Genomic DNA, 14,856 nt, shown 5'->3' with positions numbered 1-14,856 from the left:
ATGTCGGTTCGTCTTCTATCGCAGTTCAGCTTTGACCGTGGCGAGGTCAGCCCGAAATATGCCGGGAACGTCGACCTTGAAAACTATCAGCGCAGCCTTGCGCTTTGCGAGAACATTATCGTTCTGCCGCAGGGCATGCTGACGCGCCGCCCTGGAACCCGGTTTATTGCCGAGGTCAAGGACAGCGCCAAAAAGGTGCGCCTCGTTCCGTTCGAATACAGCGCCGATGATACCTATATGCTGGAGTTCGGAGATACCTATGTCCGGTTCTATCGCGCCGACGCGAACGGGAACATCGGTCACGTTCTGGATGGCGGCAGCAATATCTACGAAGTCACAACGGTTTACGACGACACCCAGATTTTCGGGTTCGACTATCAGCAAATCGAAGACACGCTCTACATCACCCATCCCGAGATTGGCATTGCGACCCTGACGCGCACCGATCATGCAAACTGGACATTTAACAGCACGCCGACGATCACCAACAAGCCGACAGAATGGACCGGAACCAATTGGCCAGCCTATATCACTGAGCATCAGCAGCGGCTTGTTTTGGCAGCCACACCAGCCAAACAACGTAAGTTCTGGGTCAGCAGAACGCCAAGCAGCTCAGGGCCACGTTTGTTGGACTTCACGACTGGTACAGCCGAAGATAACGCCCTTGTGTTTGATATTTCCGCTAAAGGTGCCATTGCGTGGCTAGCATCTGGGCGGGCGCTTTATCTTGGCACCAGTGACGAAGCGAGAACCGTGTCAGGGGCTGGCGGTTTTTATGAGCCGATCACGCCAAGCTCGATCCTGAACCGCGACCATGCCAATGATCGATCGGCAGCAATCAAGCCGGTGCGCAAGAACAACTCGTTCTTCTTCCTGTCGCGGTCGCAGAAGCGCGTCCATGAGTTCAGTTATTCGTTTGAAGATGATGCGTTTAATGCGCCTGACATCACTAAATGGGCCGAACATATTGCCGGTCCGGGTAGGGCGGGGAAAATCAGCAAGCTTGCCATCGCGCGTGACCCGGTGCCGATCATCTGGGGCGTGCGTGAAGGCGACGGCCAGCTTGTCGGCATGACCTATGACCGCGAAAACAGCGTTTATGCCTGGCACCGCCACAAGATCGGCGGAACGTATGACGACAATGCGTGGGGCAAGGTCGAGGAAATCGGCACTGTGTTCATGGATGGGCGCGATGTTCTGTGGCTTGAGGTCGTTCGCACCATTAACGAGCAGACCGTGCGGTATCTCGAAATTCTGGAAGACTTCCACGACCCGGAAGACAGCACCGACATCGATACGGCACGCTATCTTGATTGTGCGCTTTCCTATTCCGAAGAAACAGCACTTTCGACCTTTGGCGGGTTGGCGCACCTGATGGGTGAAAGCGTTGAACTGCTGGCCGATGGCGCGGCACTTCCTGCCGTTACCGTGACAGATGATGGCGGCGGCGATGGCGATATTGAATTGCCCGATGGTTTGACCGCAAACGAGCTTTTGGCAGGCCTAAACGCGCCGTTTTACGGCCAGACGTTACCGATTGAACCGGGATCGGCGCAGGGCAGCGGCAGGGCAAAGAAAAAACGCGTCACGGGTGCCAGCCTTGATCTCCTCAACACGTCAGTTCTGCAAATCGGCAAAAACCGCGAAACGCTGCGCGATGCAACGTTCATGACCACGCAAACCCTTGTCGGTGATCTGGTACCGATGTTCACCGGGATCGAGACGCTGACGATCAATGACGTGTTTGACGAAGACGGAACATTCGGGTTCGGCGGTGACGGGCCGTTGCCGTGCAACATCCGCGCCTTTGTCCAACGCATTACGACAGGTGATTAATGTTTGAAAGCATCCTTTCAGGATTGGCAAAGGCCGCCCCTTTTCTTGGTGCCGGGGCCAAGCTTTATGCCGCGAATGAGGCGCGTAGGGCGTCTAACCGCCAAGCCGATCTGATCCGCGAACAGGCGTCGCGGGACGCGGCTCAGCGCCAGCGGCAAAATCAGCGCCTTTTGGCGTCACAACGCGCCCGTTACAGCGCGGCAGGTGTCACCCTTGAAGGCACGCCGGGTCTTGTCCTTGACGAAACCGACAGCATGGCGGCGCAAGATATCTCTGACATCTATTATTTCGGAAATCAGAGTGCGAATGCCGCGCGGCGCTCAGGGAGAGCGGGCATGATCGGAGGCTTCTTGGACGCAAGTTCCTCATTGCTCGGCGGGCACGACAATTGGAAGGACTTGGGCTTGTTTGGTTCGAGCCAGCCATCAGTTGGCGGAGGTTCATTTACGAGCGGATCGGCCAACAGAGGTCAATATTATTTCCGCAATCGAGACAATTATCTGAGGTAAGACATGGCAGGTAATATCCCACAGCCGGTAAGCGCGAATGTCCGTGTCCCGGTCGAAGCGGCGGCGCAATCAGGTCGCGCCAATACGGCTATTGCGCAGGGCGTAGCGGCCTTGGCCGGATCAGCGGAACAGGCCGGTAATCGTATTCAGACGCGGCGTGAAGCGGTTGATTTGACGCGTGCCATTCGTGGTTTCGAAGAGCAGGCGCGGGGCGAGTATCGCCGCCTTCTGACCGAAGGCGATTTCAGCGACCCAACCGTTGCCGAAAACTATACCGTTCAGCTTCGCGACACGCAGGATCAGTTGCTAAATGACTGGCAGGGCAGTCCGGAAAGCAAGGTTCGTTTGTTTGAACGCCTTGACGGAATCCGCTCCCAACTGACGGATCAGGCCGCTGTTACCCAAATCGCAGAAGGCCGCCGTATTGTTGCCAACCAGCTGGACGGAACAACCCGCGAACTTGCCGACGCCGCCTATAACGATCCGGGCGCGATGGTGGGCCTGTTTGAGCGCCTTGACGAAGAACTGGCCGATATGGGACCGGCTTTGACGCAGGAAGACTTCCTTTCCGCGCAGGAGGCGGGTCGTCAGAACATTATTGTAGGTGCCGCAACATCCTTGCTTGATCGGGGTGATGTGGATGGCGCGGAGGAAATCCTTTCCGTGCCAGGCGTTCTTGAAAACCTTGACGCAGGCACGTCACGTCGCATTCGATCGCGTGTCGCGTCGCAGCGTATTGAGCTGGATAAAGCCGCACGCGCCGGTATGGCCAAAATCGAAGAGTTCAGGGCGATCATGGGTCGCGATCCGGATGCATCCGAGCGATTGCGCATTGCAGGTATCTCTACGACAGGTGGCAAAACGCTACCGCAGAAGGTTTCAGAGTTTGAATCTGTTGTTGGTCGCCCTGCCACGGAAGCCGAAGTTCAGAAAATGGCTGGCGCAGATGTTGATACCGGCGGTTTCGGCTTTGGCAAAGGCTTGTCTGGCATCGCTCTCGCCAACTTGACCAACGGTAGCGCCGCATTCGCCGCTGGCATGATGACACCGGAGCAGGAGCGTAACTTTGAAAGCTCTGTTGTCGGGTACATGACGCCGCAGCGAGATCCCGATACCGGATCGATTACCCAGCCTATCTTGCCGCCGCATGTCGTGGATGCACTGAACCAGCGGGGCTATGAATGGGATATTAACACCGGAAACCTGATCCGTCCCGGCGGTCAGCCTGTTAACGCGACCGGTCAGGGTGGTGCAATGTCACCCCAACAGGCCATGGCGCAACAGATGCAGCCATCGCTGCAAGAAGTAGATCCGGAAAAAACCGCGTGGTCTTTGGCCGATAAGGTTACGGGGGTTGGTCCGGCGGCTGTTGACTTCCTTGGGCGCTTGCCGGTCGTTGGCGAGAATTTCGACGATCCGCAAATCACCCAGGCGCGGGCTTATATCCCGAACCTGCAGCGTGATCTGGTGCGCGTCCTTCAGAACAACCCGCGCTATGCCGAAGGTGAGCGCCAAGCCATCGAACAGGAAATCAATATCGATGGTCGACTGATCGACAACCCGGAAGCTTACCGAAACCGCCTGATCGGGATTGATGACGCCCTGCAGAAGCGGCAGGACTTTGCTTATAAAACGGCAAACAACCCGCAGGTTGGCCGTGAAGAACGCATTCAAGCCATGAACATCCTGAATGCGCTTGCAAACTTCCGCCAGAACCTTGGCGTTCCGACCCGCGTCAAGACCGCGCAGGACTGGCAGAACGTTCTGGCGGGACAGCAATATATTGACCCGAACGGTGTTATCCGCGTGAAAGGCGGCGAGAATGGCAACCAGTAACGCACCTTGGGAGAATGACACTGTTGCAGGTGCTGCTGCGCCGGAAGTGTCGCAACCCAATATCGACGTTCGTCCGCTCGATACAGGCGGCTATGGCGCATATATCGATGGCAACCTGATCGGCGGCGGTGCAACACCTGATTTGGCGCGGTCGTCTGTTTCTGAAAACAGCGGCGAGGCGATGGTTGGTCAGGGCGACCAGCCATCCGACACTTCCGCGCCATGGGAAAGCGACCCGGAGCCAACAACAAGCCTTTCTGACAAAGTATCAACCGTTGGACGTGGTGCAACTGGTGCGATGATCGAAACGGGTGGCACTTTGGCCGGTATGGGTGCCGGGGCCGCGATTGGTGCCGCCGCACCGCCGCCGCTCTGGCCGGTGTCGATTCCGGCAGGTGCGATCATTGGTGGTATTGCCGGGAACATGGCCGGGAATGAGGCGCGTGACTTTGCCGCTGCGATAAGACTTCCTGGCGCCGATGCGCCGATGACCTATGGCAATGTCGATGATCTTCCGCCGGAGTTGCGGCCCTATGCCTTTGGTGGTGAAGTTGTCGGTGGCGGTTTGCCGTTTGCAGCCGTACCACTGGCTGCGGCCCGTGCCGGTGCGCGTCTTGCCCCGTCCCTGATTGGTAACGGTGTTAACAAGATCATCGAAACAGCAGCCCGCGCCCCGCAGGCCTTTACCATGGCCGAGTTGTCTGCCCTTGGTTCGGCTGGTGTTGCGTCCGGTGTTGCTGAAACCTATTACCCGGGAAATGACGCTGTTCGCATCGGTGCGGAGGTCGCGGCAGGCCTTCTAAGCCCGGTCAGCATTGCGACGAGCATGTCATCAACCGGGGCAGCAACGCTGCGCCGTGCCGCTGGCGTGTTCAGTCCTGGCGCACGCGAAACCCGTGCTGGTCAGATCATTCAGGAAGTCGTGCGCGAGTTCGGCGAAGATCCGGAACAGCTTGCGACAGCACTGCGTCAATCGGGACTGCCCGGCCTTAACATGACGGCGGGGCAGAAAACCGGATCGCCAGCCCTTATCGCGATGGAAAAGAAGCTGGCCGAAAGCAGTGCCAAGCTTGGGGCAGAGGCGAAGAAACGCGCCGAAGACAGCTTGTCTGCCATCGGCGACATGATCACGGCCCTTGCTCGAACCGGCGACCCGGAAGCGTTGCGTGCCGCAGCTCAGTTGCGCCAGCGCTACTTTAACGGCCTTTTGACCGCGCGGGTTCAGGACGCGCAGCGAAAGGCACTGGAAGCGGCGGAGAAGATCACCAAGGACACACCAGCGGCACGCGCTGAGCTTGGACGTGTCGCCCGTGACGCCGTGGAAACGGCATTGTCAGAAGCCCGCGCTGTTGAGCGTGAGCTTTGGGACCGCATTCCGGTTGATCGCCAAGCCAATGCCGGAAACGTGATCACTGCGTTTGACGATGTCCGTGCCGGTCTTCTGGAAGAGGAAAAGCTACCGACCATCGTTGAGGGATTTGTCGCCCGAATGCGCGAAGGACAGGGCCGAACCGATGTTTCGGAACTGTTGCGTTTCCGGTCACGCATGCTGGCCCTTGCCCGTGAAGCCGATGCCAAGCAGGAATTTAATGACAGTCGCATCTATGGCCAGATGGCCGAGGCTGCCCTTGATGATCTGGCCGGTGTTGGTGATGACGTTGCCCAAACCGTTACAGATGCACGGGTGTTCTCGCGCCAGCTTAACGAAACGTTCCGACGGACCTTCGCCGGGACGGCTTCGGCTTCGACCCGGAGCGGTGCCGATCGCATCCCGCCGGAACTTCTGGTTCGCCGCGTCTTTGCCGGGGGTGCCGAAGCAACTGCCATGCGCATGGATGAACTGGAACGCGCAACCCGGTTTATTCCGGATATGAACATGGCGTCTCCGGATGCGCAGCTTGCCGTTGATGAAATGATCGACGCGCAGGAACGCATGTTGCGGATCGCTGCAGCAGAGTCCGTTGATCCGCAAACGGGGCAGGTCAACGCGAAACGCCTGTCCAAGTTCATCCGTGACAATGGAGCGGTGCTGGATCGGTTCCCGCAGGCGAAGGCTGATATGCTTGACGCTGTGAAAACCAGTGACGGCATGAAGGCGATGGAGCGGGCTGCGACAGGGGCAAGCAAAGCCATTGAACAACGTGCAGCGTTTTCCAAACTGTCCAACCTTGAAAACCCGGTTGACGCTTTGTCACGGGCGATTGCGTCGGGCACTGCCCCGCTTCGCACCCTTGAAGGGTTTGCCAAGACTGCCAAACGCGGCGGTACAGATGGAGTTGAAGGCCTAAAAGCCACCATTCTTGATTATGCTGTAAAACGCAGCACGGCATCATCCGGTGCAATCGATATCGGCGGCATTCGTAGGGTTCTTGAAGCACCTATTCGCCCGGGCCAACCGTCAATCATGGATATCATGACAAAGTCGGGCATTTTCAAAGCCGACGAAGTCCAGCGCCTTAACACGATGTTTGATCAGGCCGAACGCATCATTGATGCCCTGTCAGGTGTTGGCGCGCTTGACGACCTTTCAAACGGACCGGACATGCTGATCGACATGGTTTCTTCCATCGTTGGCGCGCGGTTCGGCGCGATGGCCAGTCAAAGCAATGCGTCACTTGTCGCAGCTGGTCGCGGGGCTTCAACGGCGCGTAAGGTCTTTGACAAGGTGCCGCGCGGCAAGGTCAACGACCTTCTGATCGAGGCGGCTAAAGATCCGCGCCTGATGGCGGAATTGATGGAGCGTTCCGGATCGCCTCTTGAGAAAATCGAAGGTGCACGACGAATGCATTCATACCTTTGGCAGATCGGCCTAACAGAGATGACCGACGACGAATAACAAGTACGTCCTTAACAAAACAACCCCGCTTCTCGGCGGGGTTTTTTAATGGGAAATCGATATGACGGTACAAGCGAACCTTCCGCCGACTAATACGAATAGTGACGGAGTAACGACGACATTTAACTATGGCTTCAAGGTAACGCGCGAAGAGCATTTGAAAGCGATCTATACCGTTATTGCGACGGGTGAATCTGGCGATCTGGAAATCGACAGCGTAACTGGTATCGGTAATGATGGGGGCGGAACTGTGACGTTCGCCACGGCCCCGGCAGACGGCATGATTGTTACCGTGGACAGCATTGCGCCGCTGTCGCAAATTGAGGCGTTTACGGGCAACAAACTTCCCCCAGCCACTGTCGAGCGCATGGGCGATGCCATCGCAATTCAGAACCAGCGCCAGCAGTCCCAGATCGAACGCAGTGTTCGCTTTCCTGCCAGTGATGATGAGATTCCAACCCTCCCAGCCAAAGCCCAACGCGCCGACAAGATCCTTGGCTTTACCGCAGATGGCAGCGATTTCCTGATGGTCGAAGGTGCCGCTGCATCGCAAGCCTATGTCGACCTTGCCGAGGCGCAGGCGGATAGGGCGGTTGCAGCTGCTTCATATCCATACACCAGCGGGGAACAAAAGACCGGGGCATTCATGCCAGGCGCAGGCGAAAACCTGACGCTGTTTACATATAACGCAGTGTCTGACGTTCCGGTCACTCTTCCTGCGCTTTCCGGTTTGGCAGCGGGCTACAATATTGGCATTTGTCGGACAGCTGGCAGTGGGGATCTGACGATTTCTGCGGCAGATAGTGCGCTGATCAATGGTGGGGCAAGTATCGTTCTTGCTAGTGACTACTTGTGCCTTGATTTTACAGTGAATGAGGCAGGTGACGAATGGGTGGCTGAGGACAAGGCTCTTATCGGCCTTCCAGTCGGAACCGCGGCAAACGAAATCGTCGCTCTGGACGAAGCTGCAAAACTTCCCGCCGTTGATGGATCCCAGCTTACGAATGTTCGTGACGACACTGCTCGAGACGTGTCAATCACTGCGTACATCAAAGCAGACATCCAAGCGAATGACCCTGCGGGAACATATGGCGCGCTGATCTCCGACAACTTCATTACGGACAGTTTGGCTGTTAAAACAAATGCAACATATGACGCCGCCGGGGATTATTACGACAATAATGGCGGCGCTGGAACTGATCGCGCATCAGGCGTTACGCCAACCTCAAATGTGGCAACAATTGCCGGTGCGCTTTCTAATCTGAGCGACGGGAACACTGGCACATCGTGGCAAGGAACAGGCGCTGCGAACACTGGTGATTATGTTCAGTTTGATCTTGGGGCGTCGTATGCCCTGAGTGAAATGAACGTTTATCGCAACACATCATCGGGCGATTGTTGGGCAAATGTTACCATTCTAGGGTCTGATACAGGGTCATTTTCCGGAGAAGAAGTGACGCTGGCGACGGACACTATTACGACGGGAACTGGATACTACGCCATCTCACTGGTCGGCTCGGCCCGTCATGTTCGTCTGCAAAGCACGGATGGAACTACGACAGGAACAGTTTCGTCGAATGACCCGCTGCTGTTTGAGATTTCAAATCGTTGATTTGCCAGATGCAACGAACATGACGCTGCGTCCCGATGCGGCCAGCCTTGAAACCGCTGAACCAACCGACGTTACTGTTTATGTGCGCGTTGAAGATATTGACGCTGTTACCGAAGAAACGGATCGGATCGTAAGAGTTTCAATTGACGGCGGGTCGACGTGGTCGACATGCAACATCACTGTCATTGGAGCATTTGGAGCAGATGACACGTTGATCAAAGCAGAGGGTGATGTATCAGCGCAGACCGGCAGCAGCTATCTGTGGGAAATCACCACGGCGAATAACAAGGAACAACGCATTAAGCAGGTGGTCTCGGTACCGGCATACTAAGGAGTAACGGAATATGGCACACAGCACATCAAAACAACGTCGTCTTGCTTATCCGCCGATTGGCGAGCAGCTAGACGCGTTTTGGAAGTACGTCAACCAGCAACGGTTGAACGGCGTTGACCTGCCCGCCGATACCGACCGCGTTTTGAACAAGGTTCTTGCAGTGAAACGCGATCACCCCAAGCCCGACAAGGAATGAGGACATGAAAAAGGTCGTCCGTTGTTTCGGGATCGCTGTTACAGCGGTCCTTTTTTTATTGCTGTTGCCCCTCATGCCAGAGGCGCAGGCTTCGCCGGTCTGTGGCGATCGATCAAAAGTTCTCGACAGCCTTTCCAAGAAATACAGCGAGGAACCTGTTGCGGTCGGTGTGACCTCGAACGGCGGTGTGATCGAAGTCTTGAAAGCACCGGACGGGCAGACCTGGACAATTCTGTTCACTTACCCAAACGGGCCAAGTTGCCTCGTCGCTTCTGGCGAGGCCTGGCAAGAACTCGAAGCAAAGATCAAGGGACCGGCCGCGTGAAGCGGCTTTTTTAATGCGCCGATCCAAGGGGGAGCAGATGGCAGAACAGAACGGCAGCAAATTTCATTTCGAGAAAACGCTCAACATAGGGCACTTGCTTACAACGGTCGCCTTGATCGTATCGGTGACGATCTACGTGATGAAGATCGAAACCCGCCTTGAAGTTGTTGAGGTAACGCAACGCAGCTTGTCGGTCCGACTGGACCGCGAAGCAACCCGAACCGAGGCCGCGTTCGCCAAGATCGAACGGTATCTGCAACGGATCGAAGACAAGCTAGACAGAAAGGCAGATCGACCATGATTAACCCAAAGCACTTGCGCGAAAGCGTGATCCGCCCGGTTCTGCAAGACGCAGGCATGTGGTCGGAAGCCGCCGAGAACCTTCTGATGGGAACGGCGGCACAGGAATCCGGATTGGGCCAATACCTTGTCCAGCTTGGCAATGGTCCGGCGCGCGGTATTTTCCAGATGGAGCCGAAAACGCTTCATGACATTCAGGAAAACTTTCTGCAGTACCGTCCTGCCCTCAAGGAAAAGGCAGAGCATCACAAGGCCCCGGCGCTGAGCGATGCTGCCAACCTGATTGCCAATCTGGCCTATGCGGCGCTGATGTGCCGTATCCATTACATGCGGGTGTCAGAAGCTCTACCTGCTGCTGATGACCTGCCCGGTTTGGCCCGGTACTGGAAGCGTTATTACAACACGGCCCTTGGCAAAGGCAGTGAGGCCGAATTTATCGACAACTATCACCGTTACGTGGAGGGTTGATATGGTTGGGTTCTTTGCCGCATTGCCAGCCATCTTCAGTGCCATTTCGGGTGCTGCTGAACTGTTCGATACAGGTAAGCAGGTCTATGAAGAAGTGACCGGCAAAACCGCGCCTGATACCGAGACGGGTCTGCAAGCCGCAGTTGAGGCTTTGCCAGACGACCAGAAACAGGCCTTTGCCGAGCGGATGACAAAAGAAATCGAGATGTATCGCGCGCAAAACGAACGTCTTGAAATCCAAGGCGGTCGCGTTGATGCGGAAACGCTGGCAGCGTTGCCTGCTGAAGCTGCCGCCGAAGTGGCAATCATGCGGATGACGACGCGGCCTTGGGTGGTGCGTCAACTGACTCGGGCAATGGTTTGGCCGGTCATGTCAGTGTTTGCTGTTGATATCCTGTTGGCCGTCATCAATACAGTTTCCGCTGGATTCTGGGCTGTGTTCGGCACGGCCCCGGTGCCTGTTCAATTTGATTTGGTCGCAGGAAAGTTCTTCGGCGATACAGGCGGCGTCTACGTCCAGATGTATTCCCAGATTGTCGAATACAGTGCCTATATCGTGATCACCTATATGACGCTGCGCGAAGCTGGCAAGGCAGGCGGGCCAAAGCAGGTCGTTGCTGGGGCGGTTGGCAAGATCGCGTCAGGTATCAAGGCCGTGTTTTCAGGTTCACGCAAATAACCCGATCTGCTAAACCCTGCCTCATAACAACGGGCAGGGCCATGACTGACAATCAATCATCTAACGCACGATTTGCACCGACCGCGTGGACGCCAAAACGGTGTGCCCTGCGCAATTCCCTTGAAGGCGATGAACGCAAAGAACTTGAACAATGGGTCATGGCTGGGAACACCCGCGAGATCCCAGAGAAGTTTCAGGCGCAGTTCGAAGCGGTCAAGGACATCAAAAAGGAAAGCAAGGTTGCTGAATGGTTGATGTCAAGCATGCTCAATAAAGGCTGGGCCCGGAACGTCATCGAACGCACTTGGGGATCGTAATATAACCAACAAAAAGACCCCTTCCGCGTTAGACACCGTTTAGGGACTTGTTGAGTTTCCTTGACGGTACTTGGGCGAAAGAGGCCTTTAAAGTCTAACGTCTATCTCAATTAATCATTGAGAAACAACGTGTTAGCGTTAGCCGCTGTAGTACATGTCGAATTCGACCGGGTGCGGAGCCTGTTCGAAGCGAATGACTTCTTCCATTTTCAGGGAGATGTATGCGTCGATCAGATCGTCGGTCATGACATCGCCTTTTTTCAGGAAGTCGCGGTCTGCATCGAGGCTATCAAGCGCTTCGTGCAGCGAACGGCAAACGGTTGGGACTTCTTTGAGCTCTTCCGGCGGAAGGTCATAGAGGTTTTTGTCCATTGCTTCGCCCGGGTGGATCTTGTTCTCGATACCGTCAAGGCCAGCCATCAGCATTGCGGTGAATGCGAGATACGGGTTGGCAAGCGGATCCGGGAAGCGGATCTCAACGCGTTTGCCTTTCGGAGACGCGGTGTACGGGATACGGCAAGAAGCAGAACGGTTACGAGCAGAGTATGCCAGCAGAACCGGAGCTTCGAAGCCCGGGACCAGACGCTTGTACGAGTTGGTCGTCGGGTTGGTGAAAGCGTTCAGTGCTTTGGCGTGCTTGATGATACCGCCGATGTAGTACAGAGCGGTTTCAGACAGATCAGCATAACCATTGCCAGCGAACAGCGGCTTGCCTTCGTGCCAGATCGACTGGTGCACGTGCATGCCCGAGCCGTTGTCACCGAAGATCGGCTTCGGCATGAAGGTTGCGGTTTTGCCATACTGGTGTGCAACCATGTGGATGCAATATTTGTAGGTCTGAACAGCGTCAGCATGCTCGATCAGGGTGCCAAATGCGATACCCAGTTCGTGCTGCGACGGAGCAACTTCGTGGTGGTGCTTTTCGCAACGCACGCCCATTTCGTTGATGTAGTTGACCATTTCGGCGCGGATGTCGTTTGCCGAGTTAACCGGCGGTACCGGGAAGTAACCACCCTTCGGACCCGGACGGTGGCCGCGGTTGCCGCCTTCGAATTCGGTGCCGGTGTTGTACGGACCTTCTTCAGAGTCCAGCTCGTAGCCCATGCTTTCCTGAGCGGTGCTCCAACGAACGTCGTCGAACATGAAGAATTCCGGCTCTGCGCCGAAATATGCAGTGTCGCCGATACCAGCGGACTTCATGTAAGCCAGTGCGCGTTTCGCGGTCGAACGCGGGCAACGCTCGTAACCCTGGCCGGTCGCCGGTTCGATAACGTCACAAACGAGGATCAGGGTCGGCTGTGCAGAGAACGGGTCAACAACAGCGGTCGACGGATCCGGCATAAGGATCATGTCGGACTCGTTGATTTCTTTCCAGCCAGAGATCGACGAACCGTCGAACATGATGCCGTCAACAAATACATCTTCGTCGATCGTGCAGATATCCTGCGCGGTGTGCTGCCATTTACCTTTGGTATCGGTAAAGCGCAGATCGACAAACTGGATGCCTTTTTCTTTGATCAGATTAAGTACAGAAGCAGCGTCAGACATGATGCAACCCTTTAAAACTCAAATTTAGTTACCGTACGGTGTTCAATGAAAGACAAGACCGATCAGATCGCGTCGTTGCCCCGTTCACCGGTACGAATACGGATCGCGTCCTCAAGCGAGGAAACGAAAATTTTACCGTCGCCGATACGGCCGGTATGAGCGGCTTGCTGGATTGCCTCAATCGCACGCTCAACCAGCGTGTCCTCAACGACGATTTCCAGCTTTACCTTCGGCAGAAAGTCCACAACATACTCGGCGCCGCGATACAGCTCCGTGTGACCTTTCTGACGGCCGAAACCTTTGGCTTCGGTGACGGTAATCCCTTTGAGGCCGATCTCTTGAAGGGCCTCTTTTACCTCGTCAAGCTTGAACGGCTTGATGATGGCTTCGATCTTTTTCATTAAGCGCCCTCTGCTTTTTGCGAGAGTTGCGTAGAACTCGGAAAGCGTAATGCTTCGCCCAGTCCCTTTTGCACGGACCATGCCAGTTTTGGTTGGCACCGGCATTCTAAGGATTTTGGTGTGAAAACCCAGCAAAACCCATGAAATTTTTAAGATTTTCTTGAATGCAGGTGATTGAGTTTTAGGCAGAATGATCAAAAAATATGCAATTAAGCTGTGCGTTCCGCGACCATTGGCGGGTAAGCTGCTCTATGCTTGCCAATATCAGTGCTTCTTGCGACAGAAATTGTCACGACAATGCACTGATTGGCATGCATATTTGCCCGAATGGCACGAAACGAACTATTGTTTCGCGAATCAGGGATAAAGATCTGCCGGCCGCCACCAGCCGGTATGAACCATACTATATAAGGACGCCTCATGACTGACTTCGTCGGCAATCCACTTTTCGCATCGGGCGGCATCACGATTTTCGAAGTGATGAACGAACTGGCCCAGAAACATCAGGCCATCAATTTGGGGCAGGGCGCGCCCGATACCGATGGCCCTGCCGATATCCGCGAAGCCGCCGCCAAGGCGACGATGGAACTGTCCAACCAGTATCCGCCGCTGGCCGGTGTGCCCGAGTTGCTTCAAGCCGTTGCCGACCACAATAAACGTTTCTATGGCATCGAGGTCGACCCGAAAAAAGAAGTCCTGGTTGCCGTTGGCGCGACCGAGGGGCTGGCCGATGTCATCCTTGGTCTTGTTGCGCCGGGTGATGAAGTCATCCTGATCGAGCCGCTTTATGACAGCTACCTTCCGATGGTGAAGCTGGCCGGTGGTATCCCGAAACTGGTGCGCGTGACACCGCCGCACTGGGATTTGCCGCGCGAAGAACTGGCCGCAGCCTTTAGCGAAAAGACCAAGCTTATCCTGATCAATTCGCCGCAGAACCCGTGCTCAAAGGTTTACGGCGATGATGAACTGCAATTCATTGCCGATCTTTGCATCAAACATGACGTGATTGCGCTGTGTGACGAGGTTTATGAGCATCTGGTGTTTGATGGCCGCAAGCATAAGCCGCTGATGACTCTGCCTGGCATGCATGAACGCACCGTGCGCATCGGATCTGCTGGTAAGACCTTCTCGCTGACCGGATGGAAGATCGGCTATATCACGGCTTGCGCAAAGCTGATGGAGCCGATCAAAAAGGCGCATCAGTTCTTGGTCTTTACCGTGCCGCCGGGGCTGCAGCATGGTGTGGCTTATGGCCTGAACAAGGATGATGAATATTTCGAAACCTTCACGGCGGAAATGCAGGCAAAGCGTGATTTCCTGATGAAGGGCCTGAAAGAAGTCGGTTTTGATGTGCTGGATAGCCAGGGCACCTATTTCATCACCTGCGATTTCCGCCCGCTTGGCTATGATTGTGATGATGTCGAGTTCTGTCAGATCATGATCAAGGAAGCAGGCGTCGTCGCCATTCCGGTTTCGGCCTTCTATCAGGGCGAAGATGGCGGAGTGCGCAACTTCGTGCGCTTCTGCTTCTGCAAGGAAGAAGCCAAAATGACCGAAGCGATTGAGCGCATGAAAAAGGCCTTTGCCAAATAAGCTGGCAAAGCCGCAATCTGACATCGCACATATCAACGGGCCGACATGAAAATGTCGGCCCGTTTT

Annotated in this window: 15 protein-coding genes; 13 read left to right on the top strand and 2 right to left on the bottom strand. The window is 55.5% G+C overall.

Going from position 1 to position 14,856, the window contains the following annotated elements; translation table 11 throughout:
- From ACMZ66_RS05345 to ACMZ66_RS05290, 12 genes are all read left to right on the top strand, one after another.
- Entirely contained in the window at positions 1 to 1,836 is a 1,836-nt protein-coding gene (locus ACMZ66_RS05345; RefSeq protein WP_416935148.1) for a hypothetical protein, read from the top strand.
- Complete coding sequence (locus ACMZ66_RS05340) at positions 1,836 to 2,345, top strand: hypothetical protein (RefSeq protein WP_416935146.1); 510 nt, start codon at positions 1,836 to 1,838, stop codon at positions 2,343 to 2,345. Before ACMZ66_RS05345 ends, ACMZ66_RS05340 begins: the two co-directional genes overlap by 1 nt.
- A 3-nt stretch (positions 2,346 to 2,348) precedes the next feature.
- Positions 2,349 to 4,181, top strand: coding sequence for a hypothetical protein (locus ACMZ66_RS05335; RefSeq protein WP_416935144.1), 1,833 nt, complete (start codon positions 2,349 to 2,351; stop codon positions 4,179 to 4,181).
- Positions 4,168 to 7,017, top strand: a complete 2,850-nt coding sequence (locus ACMZ66_RS05330; RefSeq protein WP_416935142.1) for a hypothetical protein — start codon at positions 4,168 to 4,170, stop codon at positions 7,015 to 7,017. The genes ACMZ66_RS05335 and ACMZ66_RS05330 overlap by 14 nt, the downstream gene beginning before the upstream one ends.
- A gap of 61 nt (positions 7,018 to 7,078) precedes the next feature.
- Complete coding sequence (locus ACMZ66_RS05325) at positions 7,079 to 8,629, top strand: discoidin domain-containing protein (protein WP_416935140.1); 1,551 nt, start codon at positions 7,079 to 7,081, stop codon at positions 8,627 to 8,629.
- Between the two features lie 19 nt (positions 8,630 to 8,648).
- Positions 8,649 to 8,960 carry a hypothetical protein gene (locus ACMZ66_RS05320; protein ID WP_416935138.1) on the top strand — a complete coding sequence of 104 codons (312 nt, stop codon included), beginning with the start codon at positions 8,649 to 8,651 and terminating at the stop codon, positions 8,958 to 8,960.
- Between the two features lie 13 nt (positions 8,961 to 8,973).
- Complete coding sequence (locus tag ACMZ66_RS05315) at positions 8,974 to 9,159, top strand: hypothetical protein (protein ID WP_416935136.1); 186 nt, start codon at positions 8,974 to 8,976, stop codon at positions 9,157 to 9,159.
- A gap of 4 nt (positions 9,160 to 9,163) precedes the next feature.
- Positions 9,164 to 9,484, top strand: coding sequence for a hypothetical protein (locus ACMZ66_RS05310; protein WP_416935134.1), 321 nt, complete (start codon positions 9,164 to 9,166; stop codon positions 9,482 to 9,484).
- Between the two features lie 37 nt (positions 9,485 to 9,521).
- Positions 9,522 to 9,785, top strand: coding sequence for a hypothetical protein (locus tag ACMZ66_RS05305; protein ID WP_416935132.1), 264 nt, complete (start codon positions 9,522 to 9,524; stop codon positions 9,783 to 9,785).
- Entirely contained in the window at positions 9,782 to 10,252 is a 471-nt protein-coding gene (locus ACMZ66_RS05300) for a hypothetical protein (protein ID WP_416935130.1), read from the top strand. The genes ACMZ66_RS05305 and ACMZ66_RS05300 overlap by 4 nt, the downstream gene beginning before the upstream one ends.
- Before the next feature lies 1 nt (position 10,253).
- Positions 10,254 to 10,931, top strand: coding sequence for a hypothetical protein (locus tag ACMZ66_RS05295; protein WP_416935128.1), 678 nt, complete (start codon positions 10,254 to 10,256; stop codon positions 10,929 to 10,931).
- Between the two features lie 41 nt (positions 10,932 to 10,972).
- On the top strand, positions 10,973 to 11,248 hold the full coding sequence (locus ACMZ66_RS05290; RefSeq protein WP_416935126.1) for a hypothetical protein: 276 nt from the start codon (positions 10,973 to 10,975) through the stop codon (positions 11,246 to 11,248).
- 138 nt (positions 11,249 to 11,386) lie between these two features.
- Here ACMZ66_RS05290 and glnA read toward each other — a convergent pair whose 3' ends face one another.
- Positions 11,387 to 12,796: a type I glutamate--ammonia ligase gene (glnA, locus tag ACMZ66_RS05285; protein WP_416935124.1), complete on the bottom strand. Its 1,410-nt coding sequence runs from the start codon at positions 12,794 to 12,796 to the stop codon at positions 11,387 to 11,389.
- Positions 12,797 to 12,858: 62 nt separating this feature from the next.
- Positions 12,859 to 13,197 carry a P-II family nitrogen regulator gene (locus ACMZ66_RS05280; protein ID WP_007091888.1) on the bottom strand — a complete coding sequence of 113 codons (339 nt, stop codon included), beginning with the start codon at positions 13,195 to 13,197 and terminating at the stop codon, positions 12,859 to 12,861.
- A gap of 420 nt (positions 13,198 to 13,617) precedes the next feature.
- Between ACMZ66_RS05280 and ACMZ66_RS05275 the strand changes: the two genes are divergently transcribed.
- The gene (locus ACMZ66_RS05275; RefSeq protein WP_416935121.1) at positions 13,618 to 14,790 is read left to right on the top strand and encodes an aminotransferase; all 1,173 of its coding nucleotides are present in this window, start codon (positions 13,618 to 13,620) and stop codon (positions 14,788 to 14,790) included.
- Positions 14,791 to 14,856: the final 66 nt, after the last annotated feature.

It is taken from the genome of Thalassospira sp. (genome assembly GCF_048059015.1).
Taxonomy (GTDB): domain Bacteria; phylum Pseudomonadota; class Alphaproteobacteria; order Rhodospirillales; family Thalassospiraceae; genus Thalassospira.
The sequence above is the reverse complement of the archived record's forward strand: the minus strand, read 5'-3'. Positions and strand labels throughout refer to the sequence as shown.

Excerpts from the sequence above, each read along its gene's own strand:
- ACMZ66_RS05315 (WP_416935136.1), top strand. The coding sequence starts at position 8,974 with ATGGCACACAGCACATCAAAACAACGTCGTCTTGCTTATCCGCCGATT.
- ACMZ66_RS05305 (WP_416935132.1), top strand. The coding sequence starts at position 9,522 with ATGGCAGAACAGAACGGCAGCAAATTTCATTTCGAGAAAACGCTCAAC.
- ACMZ66_RS05300 (WP_416935130.1), top strand. The coding sequence starts at position 9,782 with ATGATTAACCCAAAGCACTTGCGCGAAAGCGTGATCCGCCCGGTTCTG.
- ACMZ66_RS05320 (WP_416935138.1), top strand. The coding sequence starts at position 8,649 with ATGACGCTGCGTCCCGATGCGGCCAGCCTTGAAACCGCTGAACCAACC.
- ACMZ66_RS05345 (WP_416935148.1), top strand. The coding sequence starts at position 1 with ATGTCGGTTCGTCTTCTATCGCAGTTCAGCTTTGACCGTGGCGAGGTC.
- ACMZ66_RS05335 (WP_416935144.1), top strand. The coding sequence starts at position 2,349 with ATGGCAGGTAATATCCCACAGCCGGTAAGCGCGAATGTCCGTGTCCCG.
- ACMZ66_RS05280 (WP_007091888.1), bottom strand. The coding sequence starts at position 13,197 with ATGAAAAAGATCGAAGCCATCATCAAGCCGTTCAAGCTTGACGAGGTA.
- ACMZ66_RS05330 (WP_416935142.1), top strand. The coding sequence starts at position 4,168 with ATGGCAACCAGTAACGCACCTTGGGAGAATGACACTGTTGCAGGTGCT.
- ACMZ66_RS05310 (WP_416935134.1), top strand. The coding sequence starts at position 9,164 with ATGAAAAAGGTCGTCCGTTGTTTCGGGATCGCTGTTACAGCGGTCCTT.
- ACMZ66_RS05295 (WP_416935128.1), top strand. The coding sequence starts at position 10,254 with ATGGTTGGGTTCTTTGCCGCATTGCCAGCCATCTTCAGTGCCATTTCG.
- ACMZ66_RS05325 (WP_416935140.1), top strand. The coding sequence starts at position 7,079 with ATGACGGTACAAGCGAACCTTCCGCCGACTAATACGAATAGTGACGGA.
- ACMZ66_RS05290 (WP_416935126.1), top strand. The coding sequence starts at position 10,973 with ATGACTGACAATCAATCATCTAACGCACGATTTGCACCGACCGCGTGG.
- ACMZ66_RS05275 (WP_416935121.1), top strand. The coding sequence starts at position 13,618 with ATGACTGACTTCGTCGGCAATCCACTTTTCGCATCGGGCGGCATCACG.
- glnA (WP_416935124.1), bottom strand. The coding sequence starts at position 12,796 with ATGTCTGACGCTGCTTCTGTACTTAATCTGATCAAAGAAAAAGGCATC.
- ACMZ66_RS05340 (WP_416935146.1), top strand. The coding sequence starts at position 1,836 with ATGTTTGAAAGCATCCTTTCAGGATTGGCAAAGGCCGCCCCTTTTCTT.